Below are 22,359 nucleotides of genomic sequence, written 5' to 3' on the forward strand. Positions count from 1 at the left end.
TTTTTGTGCGCGTTTGCCAAAAAAGGTGACGAAAATAGGGCGGAACCGTGACGCCTTCACGGAGCGACTGCTGGTACGGCAGCAGGGACAGCGGCGGCGGCAGGTGTTTCGATCTTACCCTGATCGCCCCGCAGGCGCTGAACGACGGGTTTGGACCAGGGACCGGTGATCGAATAGTCGAGTTCGAACGCCTTTTGAATGGACTTCGACAATGCGAGATCGGCGGCCAGCGCGCCCAGACCGAGCAGCGGATTGATGACCGCCGCGCCGATTGCGACCGCGCCCGCGCCGACGGTCGGTATGACCTTAACGTGCAAATCCTGCGTGCGTTGTGGCAGGTCGACGAGCCCTTGCATCTGCACGCGCGCGGGCGATGTGATCATCACCAGATCGTCCGTCCTCGCGATGCCCTGTTCGATATGCGCGTCGCCCGTGACTTTCTCGAACGGCAGTCCCTTGCCGACGACATCCTGAAAATGCAGCGTGAGCAGATTCGCAAGGCTGCGCAAGCTGAAGATGCCGAGCCATTTCGCGGCGCCGGGCGCGCGCAGAATTTGGCCGTGACGCAAATCGACAGCGACGTTGCCATCGAGCGAATTTGGATCGACTGTCGTCGGGCCGCCGTTCCACGCCGCGTGACCGGACACCGTGCCCGCGCCGTGATTGACCGTGCGCGGCAGACCGAAGCGGTCGATCAACTGACCGGCGTCGTTCACGTCGAGCTTGAAGTCGAGTGCCGTGCGGCGCGGAAGGGTGTCGTCGTTCGCGGGTTTCACGGCGGTCGAGACCACGCCGCCCGGCAGCGTGCGCCACGTCGCGTTTGCGGTGAGCGTGGCGTCGGGGTTCGCGAGTTCGAGCTTGTCGAGCGTCCAGACGGGTTGATCGGCGACGACTTCGTTATGCGCATCGACCTGAAGCCGGCCGAGATCGTGCTCGCGATATACGAGCTCGTTCACGATGAGATCGATCGCGGGCATGTTGCGCGGCGGCTTGCTCACGATGCGTTCGTCCGGCGCGTTCGTCGCCGCTATCTTCTCGGGAATGACCACTTTGTCGAGGCGCGCCTGCAATGCGCCCGGACTTCCCTTGAGCGCGCCCGGCGTGAACGCGAGCGTGCCCGTCACCTGATTCGACGCCACGTTCGCCTGCCATTTGCGATTCGCCGGCTCTTCGTTCGCGCCGATCCGCACGTTGTCCCAGCGGCGGTCGAGCAGCTTGAGCGTGGTGAAGTGGATGTCGGCACGCGTCGGGATGAACTGCCTGACCATATCGTTCATCGGTGGCGAGGCGGGCGCGGCTGTATCGGCCACGGGTAAAGCGCTCGCGGATGCGTTGATATCGGCGATGAATTTGCGCCACGCGTCGGCATCGAGCGTGTCCATATCGAAGGACGCCGACACGCCTTCGGCGGGCAACGCCGCTGGCTTGTTCACGGCGATCGCGCCGCGCGCAACCTTCAGCCGGGCGCGCATGTTCATCGGCTCGGCGGGGTTCTGCGGATCGACCGTGACCTGCGCGCGGCCGATTTGCTGCAGCGAGTAATGCGCCTGCACGGGCCCGAACGTGAGTTGCGCGTCATGCAGATCCGAAGGCCCGCCAGGCGCGGGCTGAAAGGTGAAAGCGAACGGCATGGGCGTGCCCTTTGCCTTGCCGAACGGCGCGGGCAGATCGAAGCCGATGCCCGTCAGATCCGAACTCGCCTGCACGACAGGCAACGCGTTCTTCACGCCATGCACGTGCGCCTGATACGGCGCGGAACCGTCGATGCGCTTCAGGAACTGCGCGACCTGCGGCGTGATGCGCGTGTTCAGACGCTGTGCCGCGTCCGCGCCGATGCGCCCGTTCACATCGAACGTGTAGCTGCCGTCCGGTTGCACGCCGCCTTTCGCGCGCACGTCGCCGCCGAGCAGTTGCGCGTTCAGTCCGTCGAGCGTCACGGTCTTCGCCGCGAAATTCGCCTTGCCGCGCAGATGTTCGAGCGGCGGCAGATTGCCATAAGCGACTTCGTTGTCCGCGAACGTGAGCGAGCCTTTGTATTCGGTGCGAAGCGGCGGCGCGGGCGGCGGCGGCCGGAATCGCGGAATGCCGAGCGTGAGCGCGAGCGCGGCATCGCCTTTAGCTTGCAGCTTGCGCGTGGCGTGCTTGGCCATCAGGCCGAGCGAACTGTCGTCGACATACTGAAGCATGTCCGAGAGCGGTCCGCGCGCTTGCCCGTCGATCCACAGTTTCGATTCGCGGTCGCCGGTATCGTCGATTCGCCCGCTCAGATTCGATACCTTCACGCCGCGATAATGTCCGCGCTCGACATCGAAGCGCAGTTTGTTTTGCGCGAGCTTGAACGTGCCGTCGATCCCGTCAAAACCCGGCCAGATGCTCGGCATGCCGTTGGCGAGTTTGCGCGGCGGGAACGGCGTCGGATCGAAACGGCCGCCGGTGAACGGCGCCTCGATGCGAAACACGCCCGCGTCCGGCGCCTTTGCATACGGGAACTTGGTGAGGTCGCCATGCACTTCGAGCACGCTGTTGCGCGCCACGCCCGCTTGCAGCGCATGCCCGAGATAGACGCGCACGCGTTCGTTGAGACTCGTCGGCAGATAGCGCACGAGCCTTGTGACCTGCATGTGCGCGATTTTCGCCTTGAGATCGAGATTGCCGCGCCCGTGGCCTTGATTCCAATACGAAGCGGTGACGTCGCCTTCGGCATCGGCGTTCTTCACACGCAGCGTGTCGAGGTGAATGGTGAATGCGCGGCGCAATTCGCCGGGCGCGATTTCATCGGCGACGGTCCAGGTTGCGTGGCCTTGCAGCGTATCGAAGGTCAGACGCGGATCATCGAACGCGCCGGGAATGGTGATGGCCGCATTTTTCGTATCGATGTCGACAGCGCCTTGCGCCTCGTTGGCATCGACATGACCCCACAGATTTTCGATGCCCGGAATGCCCGCACGCGGATGGTTGTTCACGGTAAGTCCCGGCGGCGGTTCCTGCGCCTGCACGCTGATTCCCTGCAAGTCGGCCTTGAGCGTGAAGTGCAAGAGCTTGGCGTCGCCTTTTTCGTGCTGCTGCTTTACCTCTTCTTCATTGCGCGGCGCCGCGCGCTCCGTGTAGATCGAGTAGTTCGCAATCTGCCCGCGCGGATTGAAGCGCACGAGTTCGTTGAGCACGCGCGGCGGCACGGGCAGCGCCCGCACGAAGTCCGCGAGGATGCCGAGATCGACGTGATCGCCCGCGACGCGAAACATCAATCCCTTGCCAACCGATGCCGGCCGGTACGTGCCCGTGAGCGTATGCGCCGCCAGAAGACGCGCGACCGGCGTGCCGTCCGAGAGCGCGGGCTGACCGAGTTCGGCATGGATGTCGGACAGATTCAGCGTGTAGGCCGTGTCGTTCTTGTCGATGGTCCAGTCGAAGCGCGCAATCGGCAATTCGAGGCGCGGCTGCGTGGCGCGCACGCGCAGCGCGACGTTGCCGCCGTTCAGATCGCCGCCTGCCTTTTGCAACTGGCCGCGCGCGAAGTCCACCCAGATACGGTTTTCGACGCGGCCATCGTAGATCTGAAAAGGCAGCTTCACGTAGCGGCCGAGCGTCGGCAGGTCGAGCGGCCCGGTGGAAACGTAGAGACGTCCGGTCCAGTTCGCGGGCGCGCCCATCGCGGTGAACGGCTCGTGGCGAAAGTCCGCGCGCACATCGAGCGGGCCGTGCAGCACGTCGCCGTCGGCGGGTGCATCGAGTGCGAGCCGATGCCGCAAGCCGTCGTTGAGGATCGTCAGTTGCAGGCGCTTGAACGCCACTTCGGGCGCGTCGCGTTCGGCATCGCGCCAACGCAGCGTGCCGTCGCGCAGACGAATGCGGTCTTGTCCGAGCAGCCAGTTCGTGAACGCGCCAGAACCCGTGCGATGCGTGGGAACAGGCACGCCCGCCACGGTCAGTTCACCCTTGGCATTGCGCGCGACGATGACATCGGGACCATCGACGGTAAGATCGGCAAGCTTCGGCCGAAGATGCAGCAGCGAGCCCCACGCGATGCTCGCGCGCGCATGCGGCACCGCTACGCCGGGCGATCCGTCGGCGGCGTCGATACGCAGATTGTCGATCAGAAAGGTGGGTTGCGCACCCGCCATGACCGCCGTGATCCGGCCGATATGTAGCTGCGCGTGAATGCGCGAGGAGACGAGTTGCTCGATGCGCGGCCGGAACGAATCGACCTGCGGCAACACGATATAGCGCAGCGCGAGATAGATGCCCGCAACCGCGAAGTACACCACGGCTGCGAACACGAGAACGATTTTGAAGACGCGTGAAAGCACGCGCTCGGCGTTGCCGCTGGGCTGGGCTTGTCCAACTTCGGTCGGGTCGACGGATCGTCTGCTGTCGGACATGCTGCGGCTAGTCGGCGATATGGTAGTTTTGCGTGTTTGACGCTGCAATGTAACACAGGGAAAAGCGGGCAAGGCTTGGCCGCGCCGCTCTGGAAAAGTCTCTCGGAGCCGCTTCGGACAAGCCTCGCGGACCGTTGGTTCAAACCGCTTCGCTGCCGGTGTACGATCAGCTTCTGTACCAAGCAACGAGCGAGCCTACCCTTTCATGACCGACGCGAAACTCCTCAGTTCCAGCTATTCCAACTACGCGTCGCGCGCCTATTCGGCGCGTCCGGAACTAGCCTCCGATGTCGCCCAGTGGGCAAGGACGCCGATCACGCGGCAATGGATCGAAGCGCGCCTCGACGCTCATTGCGTGCCGTGCGTCGAAACCGGCACGCTCGATGAAGCCGCGCTCAAGACGGCGTTGCGCCGCTTGCGCATGGAGGTTTTCTGCACGGCGATGGAGCGCGATCTAGCGGGCACGGCGGATGTCGCCGAAGTCACCGGCGCAATGACGGATCTCGCCGAAGTAACGATCCAACGCGCCATCGCGGTACTCGCGGCCGACCTCGAAGCGCTCTTCGGCGAGCCGCGCTCACCCGAAGGCGAACGGCTTACGCTCGGCGTCGTCGGCATGGGCAAGCTTGGCGGGCGCGAACTGAACGCGTCGTCGGATATCGATCTGATCTTCGTTTATGAAGACGATGGCGAAACCGCCGGCGGCAAGCGCTCGCCGCTCTCGGTGCAGGAATTCTTCACACGGCTCGGGCGGCGCGTGATCGGCGCGCTCGCGGAGATGACGCAAGACGGCTACGTGTTTCGCGTCGACATGCGGTTGCGTCCCAACGGCGATTCGGGTCCGCTCGTGTGCAGTCTCGGCATGCTCGAAGAGTATTTCTATGTGCAAGGGCGGGAATGGGAACGCTACGCGTGGATCAAGGGGCGCGTCGTCTCGGAGACGAAGAGCGATGCCGCGCGCCGTCTCGTCAAACAACTCGAAGCCATTGCGACGCCGTTCATCTATCGGCGATACCTCGACTACGGCGTGATCGCCGCGATTCGCTCGCTGCATCTGCAGATTCGGCAGGAAGCGCGGCGGCGCGCGTCCATGCGTCCCGACAAGGCCGACGACATCAAGCTCGGACGCGGCGGTATCCGCGAGATCGAGTTCAGCGCGCAGGTTTTCCAGTTGATTCGCGGCGGACAGGCGGCGGATTTTCGCATTCGTCCGACGCTCAAGGTGCTCGAACGCGCCGCCGCGCACGGGCTGATCGCGCAGAACGTGTGCGACTCGCTCACCGACGCGTATCTGTTTTTGCGCACGGTGGAGCATCGGCTGCAGTATCGCAACGACGCGCAGACGCATGCCATGCCGGTTGCCGACGACGAGCGCGCGTTGCTCGCGTCATCGCTCGGATTTGCGAACTACGCCGCGTTGATGGACAAGCTCGATGCGCATCGCGAATTCGTCGAACAACAGTTCGATGCCATCTTCGCCGACAAGATCGGCGGTGAAAACGGCTGCGGCGTGTCGGACGATTCGGCTGCATCGTGGATCTGGAGCAGCGCGCTCGCCGACGATTCCGCACAGGAAGAACTCGCCGGCCGTCTGTCCGAACTCGGCTTCGCGGACCCGGCGCCGGTGCTCGCGCGTCTAACGGGCGTGTGGAACTCCACGCGTTACGCGAGCCTGAACGAGCACAGCCGCGAGCGCTTCGACGTGGTCGCGCAGCGCGCGCTCGAAGTCGTGCAGTCGATCGATGCCGCGCGTCGCGGCGATGTGATCGCGCGGCTTTTCGACTTGCTCGAAGCCATCGGCAAACGCGGCGCGTATCTCGCGCTTCTGACTGAATATCCGGCGGCGCTCGAACGCGTGCTGTCCGTGTTGTCCGGCTCGCGCTGGGCGGCGGGTTATCTCATTCGCCATCCGCAATTGCTGGACGAATTGCTCGATGACGAAGCCATTGCCAGCCCGTTCGACTGGGATGGGTTCAAGCGTTCGCTGCTCGCCCGGCTTGCGGCAGCGGAGGACGCGGAGCATCAGATGGACTTGCTGCGTCACGCGCATCAGGCCGAAGTGTTCCGCATCCTGCTGATCGATCTGGCGGGACATCTGTCGGTGGAACATGTGAGCGACCGTCTGTCCGAACTCGCCGATGCCGTGCTCGACGTAACCGTGCAGACGGTTTGGCGGCAGTTTTCGAAGCGGCATCGCGATACGCCGCGCTTCTCCGTCATCGCGTATGGAAAGCTCGGCGGCAAGGAACTGGGTTATGCGTCCGATCTCGATCTGATCTTTCTCTACGACGATCCCGACGATTCGAACGACAGCGCCGCCGACATTTACGCGATGTTCGCGCGCCGTCTCATCACGTGGCTCACGGCGGCGACCGGCGCGGGCACGCTGTTCGATGTGGACTTGCGTCTACGGCCGAACGGCGAATCGGGTTTGCTGGTGACGAGTCTGGAGTCGTTTCGCCGCTATCAGATACGTGAAGGCGATGCCGCGAATACCGCGTGGGTCTGGGAGCATCAGGCGCTTTCGCGCGCTCGCTACAGCGCCGCCGACGCCGAGATCGGCGCGCACTTCGAAGCCATTCGCGCGGACGTGCTGGTGATGGAGCGCGATGCGGCATTGCTTGCCCGCGAAATCGTCGCGATGCGCGAGCGTGTGGCGGCGGGGCATCCCAATCGCAGCGAATTGTTCGATCTGAAGCACGATCGCGGCGGGATGGTGGATATCGAGTTCATCGTGCAGTACTGGGTGTTGCTGCACTCGCGCGAGCATCGCGAGTTCGTGCGCAATGCGGGCAATATCACCTTGCTCAAGATCGCGGCGCAGAGCGGGTTGATCAGCGCGGACGAAGCGGAAACGATTGGCGCGGTGTACCGGCACTACCGCAAGCTGCAGCACACGCTGCGGCTCGATGGAATGGAGAAGGCGCGCGTCGCGCCGGATGCGGTAAAGGGCGAAAGGGAAGCGGTGACGGCGTTGTGGAGACGCGTGTTCTCGATTGCCGAGTAAGGTGGAAGGCGGCGCAGCGTTTTTGCGCCGCCTCGTTCGCCCGCGCCTCAAGCCGCGAGCATCTCCTTTGCATGCTTGCGTGTCGTCGCCGTGATTTCGATTCCTCCAAGCATCCGCGCCACTTCTTCGATGCGTTTCGACTTGTCGAGCGGCGTCACCGTGCTGACCGTGCCGCCGGCATCGTCGGAAGTTTTCGCCACCTGGAAATGCTGATCGCCGCGCGCCGCGACTTGCGGCAAGTGCGTGACGCACAGCACTTGCCGGTCGCGTCCGAGTTGATGCAAGTGCCGTCCGACCACTTCCGCCACGCCGCCGCCAATGCCCGTATCCACTTCGTCGAAGATCAGCGTGGGCGTCGGGCTCGCGGTGCTCGCGATCACGGCGAGCGCGAGGCTGATGCGCGCGAGTTCGCCGCCCGATGCGACCTTCGCGAGCGGCCGTAACGCGACGCCAGCGTGGCCCGCCACGCGAAACTCGATCTGTTCCAGCCCGTTTGCGCCGCCTTCCGCGAGCGGCACGAGCGCGACTTCGAAGCTGCCGCCCGCCATCGACAATTCCTGCATGCCTTCGGTGACTGCCTTCGACAAAGTCTTGGCCGCTTTCGCGCGCGCCTTCGACAGCACTTTTGCATCCGCGAGATAAGCGTCCTTCGCTTTCTCGGCGACCGCGTTGAGCGCGTCGAGGTCCGCGGCGGCATCGAGTTCCGCTAGCTGGCTGCGGCGCGCTTCATGTTCCTCGGGCAGCGCTTCGGGCTGAAGGCGGAACTTGCGCGCCGTCGAGTGAAGCTGATCCATGCGACGCTCGACCTGCGCGAGCCGGTCGGGATCGAGTTCGAGGCGCTGCGCGTAGTGCGAAAGCGAGTACGACGCTTCCTGCAACTGAATCTCGGCGGGTTCGAGCGAGGCGAGCACGTCGCTCAACGCGGGATCGATATCGGCCAGATCGCGCAGCTTCGTGATGATGGCGGCGAGTTGGGAAATCATGGCTTCGTCGGATTCGGACAATGCGGACAGCGCGCTTTGCACGCCGTCGATTAGACTTGCCGAGTGCGAGAGCCGATGATGCTCCGCGCTCACTTCCTCCCATTCGCCCGGCTGCGGCGCGAGCTTGTCGAACTCGCTCAACTGCCATGCGAGACGCTCGCGTTCCAGTTGCAGTTCGCGGTCGCGGCTTTGCGCGGCTTCTACGGCCTGCTGGGCCTCGCGATACGCACGCCACGCGCGATTCACGGTGCTCGCTGTGTCGACGAGACCGGCGTGCGTGTCGAACAGTTCGCGTTGCGCGTCGGGGCGCATCAGCAATTGATGCGCGTGCTGGCCGTGGATGTCGACGAGCATTTCGCCCACTTCGCGCAGTTGCGTGAGCGTGGCCGGAGTGCCGTTGATGAACGCGCGCGAGCGGCCGCCGGAATCGATCACGCGGCGCAACATGACGGTGTCGCTGTCTTGCGAGAGCGCGTGCTCGTCCAGCCAGCGCGCCACTTGCGCGTGCGTGGTGAATTCAGCGGTGATGTCGGCGCGCGCTTCGCCCGTGCGCACGACGCTCGCGTCGGCGCGGGCGCCGAGCGTGAGCGCGAGGGCGTCGATCAGGATGGATTTGCCTGCGCCGGTTTCACCCGAAAAAACCGTGAAGCCGGAGTCGAACTCGATATCCAGCGCGGCAACGATGACGAAGTCCCGAATGGAGAGATGACGGAGCATGGACGCTTGGAAAGGGCGTGGTGAGCGCTTCAGAGGGCGGAGTCTTGCGAGGGATGCTCGTTCCAGTGCAGCTTTTTGCGCAGCGTGGCGTACGTGCTGTAGCCGACCGGATGCAGCACCGGCACCGTGTGCCGTGAGCGCCGCACTTCGATGGCGTCGTTCAGCTCGACGGCCGTGAACGACTGCATGTCGAAGTTCACGTTGACATCGCGCCCGCCGATGAACTGAATGGTCACCTTGGAGTCGTCGGGCAGCACGATCGGACGATTCGAGAGCGAATGCGGCGCAATCGGCACGAGCACGAAGCCCTGCAACTGCGGATGAAGAATCGGCCCCGCCGACGAAAGCGCGTAGGCGGTCGAGCCAGTGGGCGTCGCGACGATCAGACCATCCGAGCGCTGGTTGTACATGAAGTGGCCATCCACCGACACGCGCAGTTCCGCCATGCCTGAAAAGCCGCTGCGATTGACCACGACATCGTTGAAGGCGAGCGCGTGATAGATGGGCTTGTCGTTGCGCACGATACGCGCTTCGAGCAGGCTGCGTTCCTCGCGCTCGAACTGTCCGGCGAGCATCTGAGGCACGATCTCGCGCATCTCGGTGAGCGGGATGTCCGTGATGAAGCCGAGCCGCCCGTGATTCACGCCGATGAGCGGCGTCTTGTACGGCGCAAGCTGGCGGCCCACGCCGAGCATGGTGCCGTCGCCGCCCAGCACGACCGCCACGTCCGCGCGCGCGCCGATTTCGGCGACCGAGAGCGCCGGGTAATCGGTCACGCCGACATCCTTCGCGGTGCCGGCCTCGAACACGACCTCGAAACCCTGCTTCGAGATCAGCTCCGCGAGCAGGCGCAGCGGCGTCTCGATGCCGGGCGTATTGGTGCGCCCGATGAGCGCGACAGTCTTGAATTGGCCAATTTCCATGCCGGCATTACACCATAGGTGGAAGGCGAAAAGAACCGTGCGCGAAGGGTGGCTGCGACGCCAGCCGATCACGCCGGGGCGCGCCCGTTGTTTATCGCTAGAATGGAGCGGACATTGAATCGCTCGACAAGCGATTCATCGCGGCGGGTACGTTCGCCGCGCCACGACACGTTAGGCTAAAATTTCCCCATGCTAGACCCACGTGCACAAACCCTCCTCAAAACGCTGATCGAGCGCTACATCGCCGAAGGTCAGCCGGTCGGTTCGCGCACGTTATCACGGCATTCCGGCCTGGAGCTGAGTCCCGCGACCATTCGCAACGTGATGTCGGACCTGGAAGACCTCGGTCTCGTCGTCAGCCCGCACACGTCGGCGGGACGCATTCCCACGCCGCGCGGCTATCGGCTCTTCGTCGACACCATGCTCACCGTGGAAGCGCCGCAAGACGAAGCCATGACCACTGCCGTCAAGACGCGCCTGCAAGGCGAGGAGCCGCAGAAGATCGTCGCGGCGGCGGCGAGCGTGCTGTCGAGTCTCTCGTCGTTCGCTGGCGTGATCCTCACGCCGCGCCGCAGTCACATGTTCAAGCAGATCGAATTCATGCGGCTGTCGGACAAGCGCATTCTGCTTATCATCGTGACGCCCGAAGGCGATGTGCAGAACCGCATGATGGCGACGCAGCGCGACTATTCGCCGTCGCAGCTCACGGAAGCCTCCAACTACATCAACGCGCATTTCGCGGGCCTGTCCTTCGACGAAGTGCGTCTGCGGCTGCGTCAGGAAATCGACGAATTGCGCGGCGACATGACCGCGCTCATGCAGGCCGCCGTGGTCGCGAGCACCGCCGAAACTGATCCGGGCGAGACCGTGCTGATTTCCGGCGAGCGCAATCTGCTCGAAGTGGCGGACCTTTCGTCCGACATGGCGCGGCTGCGCAAGCTGTTCGATTTGTTCGACCAAAAGACGAGCCTCCTGCAATTGCTGGATGTTTCGAGTCACGCGCAGGGCGTGCAGATTTTCATCGGCGGGGAATCTAATCTGGTGCCGATCGAGGAAATGAGCGTCGTGACCGCGCCGTATGAAGTCAACGGCAAGATCGTCGGCACGCTCGGCGTGATTGGACCCACGCGCATGGCCTACAACCGCGTGATTCCCATTGTCGATATCACCGCACGCCTGTTGTCCATGTCGCTCAGTTCTCAATAGCTTTTCCTTCAGCCCATCATGCCGGCCCGCGCGCCGCGCCGCCACTAGGCCGTTCGGCCAATGATGCGGCGTGAAACGCGCCGCTATAATGGGTTTCACCTTTCGACCACTTCCGGCCGCCTTGCCCTATGCGTTTCGATCTCGAGTTGCCTTCGCAGCCTAGCGCTTCGCATCGTGTCGCGGTGCTGCTGATCAATCTCGGCACGCCGGACGCGCCCACGCCGCGTGCCGTGCGCAAGTATCTGGCGCAGTTCCTGTCTGATCCGCGCGTGGTCGAGATTCCCTCCTTGCTCTGGCAGATCATTCTGCGGTTGATCATCTTGCCGTTTCGCGGGCGCGCGTCGGCAAAGAAATATGCGCAGGTCTGGATGGCGGAAGGCTCGCCCTTGCGTGTCTATACGGAGAAGCAGGTCGAGGGCTTGCGGCGCCTCTTTGCGGCAAACGACTACCACGTGCTCGTCGACTACGCGATGCGCTACGGCACGCCGGGCATCGGCGTCATGCTCAATCAGCTCAAGCTCGAAGGCGCCGAGCGCATTCTCCTGGTGCCGATGTATCCGCAGTACTCGTCTTCGACCACCGCGACCGCTTTCGACGACGCCTTTACCGCGCTCAAGCGTGTGCGCAATCAGCCCGAGATTCGCACCATTCGTCATTACGCGGATCATCCGGCGTATATATCCGCGCTTGCAGAGCAGGTGCGCGATTACTGGCGTCATCACGGCGTGCCGGATTTTGCCGCCGGCGACAAGCTCGTGCTGAGTTTTCACGGCGTCCCCAAGCGAACCATGGATCTCGGCGACCCATATCACGACCAGTGTCAGTTGACGGGCTCGCTGCTCGCCTCCGCGTTGGGGCTCACGCCGGTGGAATGCCGCGTCACGTTCCAGTCGCGCTTCGGCCGCGCGGAATGGCTGCAGCCATACACCGCGCCGACGCTCGCGGAACTCGGCGCGGCGGGTGTTGCGCGCGTGGACGTTTTTTGTCCGGGCTTCACGGCGGATTGTCTTGAGACGATCGAGGAAATCGGCATCGAGGTGCGCGACGAATTTCTGCACGCAGGCGGCAAGCAGTTTCACCGCATTCCTTGCCTGAATGCATCGCCGGCGTGGATCAAGGCGCTGGGAGAAATCGCGGCGCAGAATCTGCAAGGCTGGCCGGTGCAGGCCGTGCAGCCATTGACGGTTGCCGCCTGAACGAACGGTTATTCATGAACTACACGATTTCGACGGAACCGGGCGCGCGTCTGCGCATCGACAAATGGCTTTGGGCGGCGCGCTTCTTCAAGACGCGTTCGCTCGCGAGCGACGCGGTGGAAAAAGGCCGCGTGAAGATCGGCGGGGCGAACGTGAAGCCGTCGAAGGACGTGCGCGTCGGCGATCTCGTCGAGATCGATATCGAGCGGATCGTCTGGCAAGTGGAAGTAAAGGGCGTGTGCGACGTGCGCGGACCGGCTAGCGTGGCCCAGACGCTTTACGCGGAAACGGAAGAGGGCCGAGTGAAGCGGTTAGCCGAAGCCGAGCGGCGCAAGACGTTTCGCGAGCCGGCTGCCGGAATTCAGGGCAGGCCGACAAAGCGCGACCGGCGCATTATCGACAAACTGGCAGGTTCGGATTGAAGTAATTTTCGATGGTCGCATGAACGCCGCCGTACTCGGTGTTACGGGCGGTGACAGCGCCGGACATACATATGGTGGTCGTTCCCGCAACCAGTACCAGAGCGACCACCGCGATAGCAAAGGTCAGTTTCATGGTACCCCCGGTGAGCGGGATAACCGGTCGTGAAAACCGGAAGGAAACGGGCAAGGGCTGAGCGGTTACTGCATTCGTAGGATTAGGGTTAACGTGTTCCTGCGACGCATGTTCGAAGTGTAGGCGAACAACGCAATCGCCTCAATCTGATTTTGGCTTACTGCGACGAAACGCCCATTACGAAGTGTTTCTCGCAGTCAAATGTGGCGAATTTTGCACTTAACGCGTCACGCAGCCGACAAGCGTGGCCCGCCGTTGTCCGATGTTTGAAGCGCACGCGAAAAAAGCTAAATTTCGTCCGAAAAATCTCTTCTGGAGCCTTGAAAATCCCTCGGATGCCCCAAATTCCGCCGCTAGTGCGAAAAAGCCTGGCCTGGTTCTCGGCGGTAAGAGGACTCCCGGCCGATCGCATCCATTTCACTCACAGCAATACATTCAGCGACATGGAAAACACGCAAGAGAATCCAGCGAGCCAGAACCCCACGCCCGCAGACGAAACCGCGCGCCAGGCCGCCGACCCGACCCAAGCCGGCGCAACCGGAGCGCCGACGGGCGCCGATGCGCCGCAAGTCGCGCCGGACGCGAACGAAGCCGCGCTGGCCGAAGCGCAGGCGAAGATCGCCGCGCTCCAGGAAGAGTTCCTGCGCGCCAAGGCGGAAACGGAAAACGTGCGTCGCCGCGGTCAGGACGATGTGCAGAAGGCGCACAAGTTCGCCATCGAAAGCTTTGCCGAACATCTGCTGCCGGTACTCGACAGCCTTGAAGCCGCGCTTGCCGATCAATCGTCCGATCTCGTCAAGGTGCGGGAAGGCGTCGAACTCACGCTGCGTCAACTGACCGCCGCGCTGGAAAAGGGGCGCGTCACCGCGCTGAATCCGGTGGGCGAGAAGTTCGACCCGCATCGTCACCAGGCTATTTCCATGGTGCCGGCCGAGCAGGAAGCGAATACCGTCGTGTCCGTGCTGCAAAAAGGCTACGTGATTTCGGATCGCGTGCTGCGTCCGGCTCTCGTCACCGTCGCCGCACCGAAGTAACGCGCCGCGAGAACGCCATGGCCGCCTCGGAGAATCGCGTTCCCGTCGATGCCACCGCGTTTTCGGTCTTCGCCATGCAGGAGCTCGACGCGCCCGGTTTCGACGCCGGGCTGGCTTCGGCAGGCGATGATCTGGCCGTCGTGTTCTTCTGGGGCGTCGACTGCTTCAACTGCGAAATCGCCAAAAAAGCGATGCTCGCGAAGCCCGATGAAATCCGCGCGCTCGGACTGAAGTGGTTTCACAGCAATGTCTACGAGCATCGGGAACTGGGACGGCGCTTTTTGCTGCATGGCGTGCCGACGTGGTTTTTCTTTCATCGCGGCAAGCGTCTCGGGCGCGCCACCGGCTGGCATGGTCTCGCGCAATTCGAAGCGGCGGTCGCGGCGGCGCGAGAAAAGATCCGCGGCAAGGCTTCCGAGTGAAAAAAGATATAGACCGCATCGCTTTCAGGGTCTTGAAAACGAAATCCGCGTTCTTATCTTGCGTACAGGTATGAATATTTGGGCGTTCGGCCCGGTAAATCGGCCGCAAAAGCCGGCGTTTTCCGGCCGCAGCGCTAAAGCGATCAAAGCTAGGAGAGTATAAAAAATGGGCAAAATCATTGGTATCGACCTCGGCACCACGAACTCGTGCGTGGCGCTGATGGAAGGCAATCAGGTCAAGGTCATCGAGAACTCGGAAGGCGCGCGCACCACGCCGTCGATCATCGCGTATGTCGACGACAACGAAATCCTGGTTGGCGCACCTGCCAAGCGTCAGTCGGTTACGAATCCGCGCAACACGCTATACGCAGTGAAGCGCCTGATCGGCCGCCGCTTCGACGAGAAGGAAGTGCAGAAGGACATCAGCCTGATGCCCTACAAGATCGTCAAGCACGACAACGGCGACGCATGGGTCGAAGCGCACGGCAAGAGCCTCGCGCCGTCGCAGATTTCCGCTGAAGTGCTGCGCAAGATGAAGAAGACCGCTGAGGACTACCTCGGCGAGCCGGTTACGGAAGCCGTCATCACGGTCCCGGCGTACTTCAACGACAGCCAGCGTCAGGCAACGAAGGACGCAGGCCGCATCGCCGGTCTGGAAGTGAAGCGCATCATCAACGAACCGACGGCAGCCGCGCTCGCCTTCGGTCTCGACAAGGCCGAAAAGGGCGACCGCAAGATCGCCGTGTTCGACTTGGGCGGCGGCACGTTCGACATCTCGATCATCGAAATCGCGGACGTGGACGGCGAAATGCAGTTCGAAGTGCTTTCGACCAATGGCGACACGTTCCTCGGCGGTGAAGACTTCGACCAGCGCATCATCGATTACATCATCGGCGAGTTCAAGAAGGAACAAGGCGTCGATCTGTCGAAAGACGTGCTCGCGCTGCAACGCCTGAAGGAAGCGGCGGAAAAGGCGAAGATCGAACTGTCGTCGACGGCTCAGACCGACATCAACCTGCCGTACATCACGGCTGACGCGTCGGGTCCGAAGCACTTGAACCTCAAGTTCACCCGCGCCAAGCTCGAAGCGCTCGTCGAAGAGCTGATCGAGCGCACGATCGAACCGTGCCGCACCGCCATCAAGGATGCGGGCGTGAAGGTCGGCGATATCGACGACGTGATCCTCGTCGGCGGCATGACGCGTATGCCGAAGGTGCAGGAGAAGGTGAAGGAATTCTTCGGCAAGGAACCGCGCCGTGACGTGAACCCGGACGAAGCCGTGGCCGTTGGCGCCGCGATTCAAGGTCAGGTTCTGTCGGGCGACCGCAAGGACGTGCTCCTGCTCGACGTGACGCCTTTGTCGCTCGGCATCGAGACGCTCGGCGGTGTGATGACGAAGATGATCAACAAGAACACGACCATCCCGACGAAGCACGCGCAAGTGTATTCGACGGCGGACGACAACCAGGGCGCCGTGACCATCAAGGTGTTCCAGGGTGAGCGCGAGATGGCCGCGGGCAACAAGCTGCTTGGCGAGTTCAACCTCGAAGGCATTCCGCCTTCGCCGCGTGGCGTGCCGCAGATCGAAGTGACTTTCGACATCGACGCGAACGGCATTCTGCACGTCGGCGCGAAGGACAAGGCAACGGGCAAGGAAAACAAGATCACCATCAAGGCGAACTCGGGTCTGACGGACGCGGAAATCGACAAGATGGTGAAGGACGCCGAAGCCAACGCCGAGGAAGATCACAAGCTGCGTGAACTGGCCGATGCCCGCAACCAGGGCGACGCGCTGGTCCACAGCACGAAGAAGGCGGTTGCCGAGTACGGCGACAAGGTCGAAGCCGGCGAGAAGGAAAAGATCGAAGCTGCGTTGAAGGAACTCGAAGACGCGCTGAAGGACAACGCGAGCGACAAGGCGACCATCGAAGCGAAGGTCGAAGCACTGGCGGCGGCATCGCAGAAGCTCGGCGAAAAGATGTACGCCGACATGCAGGCGCAGCAAGGCGCGGCGGGCGCGGCGGCAGGTGCGGCCGGTGCGGCGGGCGCGGGTGCATCGGCGGAAGCGGGTGCGAGCCAGCAGCACGATGACGTGGTCGACGCCGACTTCAAGGAAGTGAAGAAGGACTAAGCCGGAGGGCGCGTGAGTGGCGACATTCATGCGCCCTTGGTCGTTTCGCGGCGCGTATGCGTCACGCGAAGACCGGCATCGGGACGCGTCTAGCGTCTGACGTGGAACGCGCCTGGCGAGCCTGACGGCTCTCCGGGCACGTTGTTTTTAGAGGCGTCTTGCTTCGAGCCGAGTTTTGGGGCGAGGCGTCAGAGGTTTCAAGCGCGGGTCGAATGGCCCGGAGCATCTCAGAGGAACCGTCGGGTTAGAAGCGCGGCGGAATCGAACCGACATGGCGAAACGGGATTACTACGACATTCTGGGCGTCGCGAAAAACGCGAGCGACGAAGAGATCAAGAAGGCGTATCGCAAGCTCGCGATGAAGTATCACCCTGACCGCAACCCGGACAACAAGAAGGCCGAGGAGAATTTCAAGGAGGCGAAGGAAGCCTACGAAATGCTCTCCGACCAGCAGAAGCGCGCGGCCTACGATCAATACGGCCACGCTGGCGTCGATCCGAACATGGGCGGCGCGGGCGCGCAGGGCTTCGGCGGTTTTGCCGATGCCTTCGGCGACATCTTCGGCGACATCTTCGGGCAAGCCGCAGGCGGCGCGGCGCGTGGCGGCCGCGCGGGTCCGCAGGTGTATCGCGGCGCGGATCTGCGCTACAGCATGGAGATCACGCTGGAGCAGGCGGCGCACGGCTACGACACGCAGATTCGCGTGCCGAGCTGGGCCAACTGCAATGTTTGTCACGGCTCGGGCGCGAAGCCCGGCACGAAGCCCGAGACTTGCCCGACTTGTCATGGTCAGGGCCAGGTGCGCATGTCGCAGGGCTTTTTCAGCATCCAGCAGACGTGCCCGAAGTGTCACGGCAGCGGCACCTATGTTCCGGACCCGTGCACGAACTGCCACGGCGCGGGCAAGGTGAAGGAAACGAAGACGCTGGAAGTGAAGATTCCGGCGGGCATCGACGACGGCATGCGTATCCGCTCCGCCGGCAACGGCGAGCCGGGTCTCAATGGCGGTCCGAGCGGCGACTTGTATGTGGAGATCCACATCAAGCAGCACTCGGTGTTCGAGCGTGACGGCGACGACCTGCATTGCCAGATGCCCATTCCATTCACCACGGCGGCGCTGGGCGGCGAGATCGAAGTGCCGACGCTGGCGGGCCGCGCGAGCTTCACGGTGCCGGAAGGCACGCAGTCGGGCAAGACGTTCCGGTTGCGCGGCAAGGGTATCAAGGGTTTGCGTTCGAGCATTGCGGGCGACTTGTATGTGCATGTACAGGTCGAAACGCCCGTGAAACTCACCGATCAGCAGCGCGATCTGCTCAAGCAGTTCGAGAAGTCGCTGACGGAAGGCGGCGCGCGCCACAGCCCGCAAAGCAAGAGCTGGTTCGACCGCGTGAAAAGCTTCTTCGATTGATGTGTAAGACGTGGCACGACCGGCAGCGAGTGTTGCCATGAAGACTGAAGAGCGCGGCGCGGTGTTCGCGCTGCTCGACGACTGCGAAGCGACCGCCGAAAGGCGGTCGAGTCGTTTGTACACGGGATTCGTGCGCGCCCATGTCTGCGAAGACGGGCGCATGCTCGACGCCGTATGCGCGGCCATCGATGCCGATTTCCAGAGCGGCCTGCATGCGCTCGTCGTCGCGGATTACGAGTTCGGGCGCAATCTCCAGTTCGGCGGTATCGGGCGCGGCGCGGATCGTGCGTTGCGAGTGCTCATGTTCCGCGAGTGCGCGCCCATGTCTCGCGACGAAGCCAGCGCGTGGCTTGCATCGCGAGATGGCGGTTGTGAGACGCCCTCGGTGGCGGGCGTGGCGGGCATCGAGCCGAGCATCACGCGCGACGAATTCGATACCGCCATCGCCGCCGTTCATCACGCGCTGCGCGAAGGCGAGTCGTATCAGATCAACTTCACGTTCCGGTTGAATTTCGATGTATTCGGCACGCCGCTCGCGTTGTATCGGCGTTTGCGCGAGCGTCAGCCTGTGCGCTTTGGCGCGTTCATCGCCATGCCGGACGGCCGCGTGGTCGTCTCGTGTTCGCCGGAGTTGTTCGTCGAGAAGCAGGGAGCGCTTTTGCGCGCGCGGCCGATGAAAGGCACCGCGCCACGCGACTCCGATCCCGCCGCGCTCCACGACGACCCGAAGAATCGCGCGGAGAACGTGATGATCGTCGACCTGTTGCGCAACGACATGTCGCGCGTGGCGGCGACGGGCTCGGTGCATGTGCCGGCGTTGTTCTCGGTCGAGGCTTATGCGTCGGTGTGGCAGATGACGTCGACCATCGAGGCGCGCGTGAAACCGGGCGCTTCGTTCGCCGATATCGTCCGCGCGCTGTTTCCCTGCGGCTCGATCACGGGCGCGCCGAAATACCGCACGATGCAGCTCATCGACGAGATCGAGAGCACGCCGCGCGGTCTTTATACCGGCGCGATCGGCTGGCTCGATACGCGCGGCGACTTTTGTCTGTCGGTCGCGATCCGCACGCTCGTCGTGGATGCCGACGGCACGCGCGGCGTGATCGGTATCGGCGCGGGAATCGTGCTCGATAGCGATGCCGCGAGCGAGTACGAAGAGTGTCTGTTGAAGGCGCGCTTTCTGACGGGCGCGGACCCCGGCTTCGAGTTGTTCGAGACGACGCACGCCACGCGCGATGACGGCGTGCGCCACGCCGCGCGTCATCTTTCGCGTTTGAAGGCGAGCGCCGCGTGGCTTCGTTTTCCGTTCGATGAGCGCAAGCTGGACGCGCAACTCGCGCAACATCGTGCGGGCTTCGAGGCGGGCGCGCCGTATCGGTTGCGGATCGCGCTCGACAAGAGCGGACGCTTTGCATTGACGAGCGCGCGGCTTGCGCCGTTGGCGTCGGACAGCGTGGATGTGTTGCTCGCTTCGGATCGCGGGTTTGCGCCGCGATACTCCGGCGACGCGCTGTTGCGTCACAAGACGACGCATCGTGCCGACTACGATCGCGCGTGGAAAGCGGCGGAAGCGGAGGGCGCGTTCGACATGCTCTTTTGCAACGAACGCGGCGAGATTACGGAAGGCGGGCGGTCGAGCGTGTTTGCGCGCATCGACGGAAAGTGGTGGACGCCGCCCATCGAGGCGGGCGTGCTGCCGGGCGTGATGCGCGCGGTGTTGATCGAAGAACTGGAAGCCGCCGAGCGCGTAATGACGACCGAAGACCTCGAGGGCGCCGATGAGTTGCTCATCAGCAATGCGTTGCGCGGCGGGGTGAAGGCGCGTATGAGACGGTGACGGCTCGCGATCTCGACAAGCCGTCAGCGCGTCAGGAAATCACCACTCGGCCACGCTTCCATCCGCATGCCGCCAGACCGGATTGCGCCACCGGTGACCGATCTTCGCCATTTCGCGCACCTTCTCTTCATTGACCTCGATTCCCAGCCCCGGTCCTTGAGGAATCGCGACCATCCCGTCCGCATAAGCGAACACTTCGGGATTCTTGATGTAGTCGAGCAGGTCATTGCCCTTGTTGTAGTGAATGCCGAGGCTCTGCTCCTGAATGAACGCGTTGTAGCTCACGGCGTCGATCTGTAGACACGTGGCAAGCGCAATCGGCCCGAGCGGACAATGCAGCGCGAGCGCGACGTCGTACGCTTCGGCCATCGAGGCAATCTTGCGGCACTCGGTCAATCCGCCGGCATGCGACGCATCCGGCTGAATGATGTCCACATAACCGCCCGCGAGGATGTGCTTGAAGTCCCAGCGCGAATAGAGCCTTTCGCCGAGCGCGATGGGCGTGCTCGTCTGACTGACGATATCGCGCAGCGCCTCGACGTTTTCCGACAGCACGGGTTCTTCGATAAACATCAGCTTGAACGGATCGAGTTCACGCGCGAGCACCTTCGCCATCGGCTTGTGCACGCGGCCATGAAAATCGACGCCGATGCCCACGTTCGGTCCCACCGCTTCACGCACGGCGCGCACGTTGTCGATGACGCCTTGCACCTTGTCGAAGGTATCGATCATCTGCAGCTCTTCCGAGCCGTTCATCTTCACGGCCTTGAACCCGCGTTCGACGACCGCGCGCGCGTTGTTCGCGACATCGCTCGGACGGTCGCCGCCGATCCACGAGTACACCTTGATCTTGTCGCGCACTTGTCCGCCGAGCAGCGCGTGAACCGGCACGCCATGATGCTTGCCGAGAATGTCCCAGAGCGCCTGATCGACGCCTGCAATCGCGCTCATGCCGATAGGCCCACCGCGATAGAAGCCCGAGCGATACATCACTTGCCACAAGTCTTCGATATGTCGCGGGTCTTTGCCGATGAGATAGTCGGCGAGTTCATCGACGGCGGCGGCGACGGTATGCGCGCGTCCTTCGACAACGGGTTCGCCCCAGCCGGTGATGCCCTCGTCGGTTTCGATCTTGAGGAAGCACCAGCGCGGTGGGACGATGAAGGTTTCCAGTTTCGTGATTTTCATGGACGTCTCCTGAACGGGTTCGCTATCTTAGCAAAACGCGGCGTGAAGTAGTATTAATAGTACTATTGGCGGATTGGCGGATTGGCGGATTGGCGGATTGGCGGATTGGCGGATTGGCGATTGGCGGCAAGGCGGCAAGACGGCAAGGCGGAATGGCTGAAAGGCCGAAAGGCATTGGCGGAATGGCGGAATGGCGGAATGGCGGATTTGCCAATCTGCAGATTCGCAGATTCGCTAGATGTTCGGTGGTGAGTTGGTGTAGTGGGAGTCGTAAGTAGCTTGATGGTTAAGTGACTAAGGTGCGAGCGATGAAACAGCAGAGTGGCGAAGTCGCGGATCGGTGCACGACAGTCGGATGGTGGAGCGGTGGAAATATGGACGCTCGCGCATGCCCATCCGCTATCCATGCACAGCCGCTTTGTTCCAAGGAAACCGCTTCAGCACACCCAGCCAATGCCCGATAATCGTGCGCAAACGAGCAGGAGAACGAGATCATTCATCGCGATTTACACGGCCGCGTCGCTCACGAACTCGGCATGGCCATTTTGCGCGGCGATTTCGCGCCGCAGACTTCGTTGCCGCGTGAGGCCGAATTGATGGAGCGCTTCGGCGTGAGCCGCACGGTGCTGCGCGAGGCGCTGCGCACGCTCACATCGAAAGGGCTGATCGAATCGCGGCCCAAGGTCGGCACGCGCGTGCGCGCAAGGGATGCGTGGAATCTGCTCGATGCCGACATGCTCGATTGGTACTCGCGCGTGGCGCCGCCGCTGCAATTTGCGCTCAAGCTGCAGGAGATGCGCGAGATGATCGAGCCATACGCAGCCGCGCTCGCCGCTGACAATCACGAAGCGCAGACGCGCGAGCGGCTCACGAACGCGCATCAGGCGATGGTCGGCGCGCAGAACGTCGACGAATGGGTACGCGCCGATCTGGATTTTCATTTGTGCGTGCTGGCCGCCTGCAGCAACGAGTTGCTGATTCCGCTTGGCGCGCTGATCGAACGCACGCTGGAAGGCCAGCTTCGGCTGAACGCGAAGCGCGCGGAGGTGTACAACGCGTCGCTTGCCGAACACACGGCGGTGTTCGATGCGATCATCGCGCGCAATGCTGGCGCCGCTCGCCGCGCAATGGCCGATCTGCTCGGCGTGACGCGGTCGCGGATCGAGAGTTGAGGCGTGCGTCGGTGGATCATCGTGCGCGATGCCGCACGACGCACGACGCACGACGCACGACGCACGACGCACGACGCACGACGCACGACGCACGGCGCACGGCGCGCGGCGCACGACTCACGGCGCTCGGCGCACGGCGCACGACGCACGACGCACGACGCACGGCGCTTGAGGCACGACGCACGGCGCACGGAGCACGGC

14 protein-coding genes and 1 pseudogene are annotated in these 22,359 nt (G+C 63.2%); 11 read left to right on the top strand and 4 right to left on the bottom strand.

Annotated features, from left to right (window positions below):
- Positions 1-56: 56 nt before the first annotated feature.
- The gene (locus NCT03_RS02040; RefSeq protein WP_250491800.1) at positions 57-4,379 is read right to left on the bottom strand and encodes a YhdP family protein; all 4,323 of its coding nucleotides are present in this window, start codon (positions 4,377-4,379) and stop codon (positions 57-59) included.
- 205 nt (positions 4,380-4,584) lie between these two features.
- Between NCT03_RS02040 and glnE the strand changes: the two genes are divergently transcribed.
- On the top strand, positions 4,585-7,386 hold the full coding sequence (gene glnE, locus NCT03_RS02045; protein ID WP_250491801.1) for a bifunctional [glutamate--ammonia ligase]-adenylyl-L-tyrosine phosphorylase/[glutamate--ammonia-ligase] adenylyltransferase: 2,802 nt from the start codon (positions 4,585-4,587) through the stop codon (positions 7,384-7,386).
- 47 nt (positions 7,387-7,433) lie between these two features.
- On the opposite strand, the gene recN is transcribed toward glnE, so the two are convergent.
- Positions 7,434-9,086 carry a DNA repair protein RecN gene (recN, locus tag NCT03_RS02050; RefSeq protein ID WP_250491802.1) on the bottom strand — a complete coding sequence of 551 codons (1,653 nt, stop codon included), beginning with the start codon at positions 9,084-9,086 and terminating at the stop codon, positions 7,434-7,436.
- Between the two features lie 29 nt (positions 9,087-9,115).
- Positions 9,116-10,009, bottom strand: coding sequence for an NAD kinase (locus NCT03_RS02055; RefSeq protein WP_244827040.1), 894 nt, complete (start codon positions 10,007-10,009; stop codon positions 9,116-9,118).
- A gap of 189 nt (positions 10,010-10,198) precedes the next feature.
- Here NCT03_RS02055 and hrcA point away from each other — a divergent pair, with 189 nt between their 5' ends.
- From hrcA to pabB, 8 genes are all read left to right on the top strand, one after another.
- The gene (gene hrcA / locus NCT03_RS02060; protein ID WP_244827041.1) at positions 10,199-11,215 is read left to right on the top strand and encodes a heat-inducible transcriptional repressor HrcA; all 1,017 of its coding nucleotides are present in this window, start codon (positions 10,199-10,201) and stop codon (positions 11,213-11,215) included.
- A gap of 128 nt (positions 11,216-11,343) precedes the next feature.
- Entirely contained in the window at positions 11,344-12,411 is a 1,068-nt protein-coding gene (hemH, locus tag NCT03_RS02065) for a ferrochelatase (RefSeq protein WP_244827042.1), read from the top strand.
- 14 nt (positions 12,412-12,425) lie between these two features.
- The gene (locus tag NCT03_RS02070) at positions 12,426-12,833 is read left to right on the top strand and encodes an RNA-binding S4 domain-containing protein (protein WP_244827043.1); all 408 of its coding nucleotides are present in this window, start codon (positions 12,426-12,428) and stop codon (positions 12,831-12,833) included.
- Positions 12,834-13,409: 576 nt separating this feature from the next.
- A complete protein-coding gene (gene grpE / locus NCT03_RS02075) occupies positions 13,410-14,000 on the top strand; it encodes a nucleotide exchange factor GrpE (protein ID WP_244827044.1) in 591 nt (196 codons plus the stop codon).
- Positions 14,001-14,017: 17 nt separating this feature from the next.
- Positions 14,018-14,422 (top strand): thioredoxin family protein, encoded by a 405-nt coding sequence (locus NCT03_RS02080; protein ID WP_250491803.1) that lies wholly within the window; start codon positions 14,018-14,020, stop codon positions 14,420-14,422.
- A gap of 166 nt (positions 14,423-14,588) precedes the next feature.
- On the top strand, positions 14,589-16,553 hold the full coding sequence (dnaK, locus tag NCT03_RS02085; RefSeq protein WP_250463099.1) for a molecular chaperone DnaK: 1,965 nt from the start codon (positions 14,589-14,591) through the stop codon (positions 16,551-16,553).
- A 271-nt stretch (positions 16,554-16,824) separates the two neighbouring features.
- Positions 16,825-17,961 carry a molecular chaperone DnaJ gene (dnaJ, locus tag NCT03_RS02090; RefSeq protein ID WP_244827046.1) on the top strand — a complete coding sequence of 379 codons (1,137 nt, stop codon included), beginning with the start codon at positions 16,825-16,827 and terminating at the stop codon, positions 17,959-17,961.
- A gap of 37 nt (positions 17,962-17,998) precedes the next feature.
- The gene (pabB, locus tag NCT03_RS02095; protein ID WP_250491804.1) at positions 17,999-19,798 is read left to right on the top strand and encodes an aminodeoxychorismate synthase component I; all 1,800 of its coding nucleotides are present in this window, start codon (positions 17,999-18,001) and stop codon (positions 19,796-19,798) included.
- Positions 19,799-19,837: 39 nt separating this feature from the next.
- Here the strand turns inward: pabB and dgoD are convergent, their stop codons facing one another.
- On the bottom strand, positions 19,838-20,986 hold the full coding sequence (gene dgoD, locus NCT03_RS02100) for a galactonate dehydratase (RefSeq protein ID WP_244827048.1): 1,149 nt from the start codon (positions 20,984-20,986) through the stop codon (positions 19,838-19,840).
- A gap of 491 nt (positions 20,987-21,477) precedes the next feature.
- Here dgoD and NCT03_RS02105 point away from each other — a divergent pair, with 491 nt between their 5' ends.
- Positions 21,478-22,158: a FadR/GntR family transcriptional regulator gene (locus tag NCT03_RS02105; RefSeq protein WP_250491806.1), complete on the top strand. Its 681-nt coding sequence runs from the start codon at positions 21,478-21,480 to the stop codon at positions 22,156-22,158.
- Positions 22,159-22,161: 3 nt separating this feature from the next.
- Positions 22,162-22,359: pseudogene (locus NCT03_RS02110) on the top strand (hypothetical protein); the annotation flags it as partial.

This window comes from Caballeronia sp. GAWG1-1, from assembly GCF_023631465.1.
Taxonomy (GTDB): domain Bacteria; phylum Pseudomonadota; class Gammaproteobacteria; order Burkholderiales; family Burkholderiaceae; genus Caballeronia.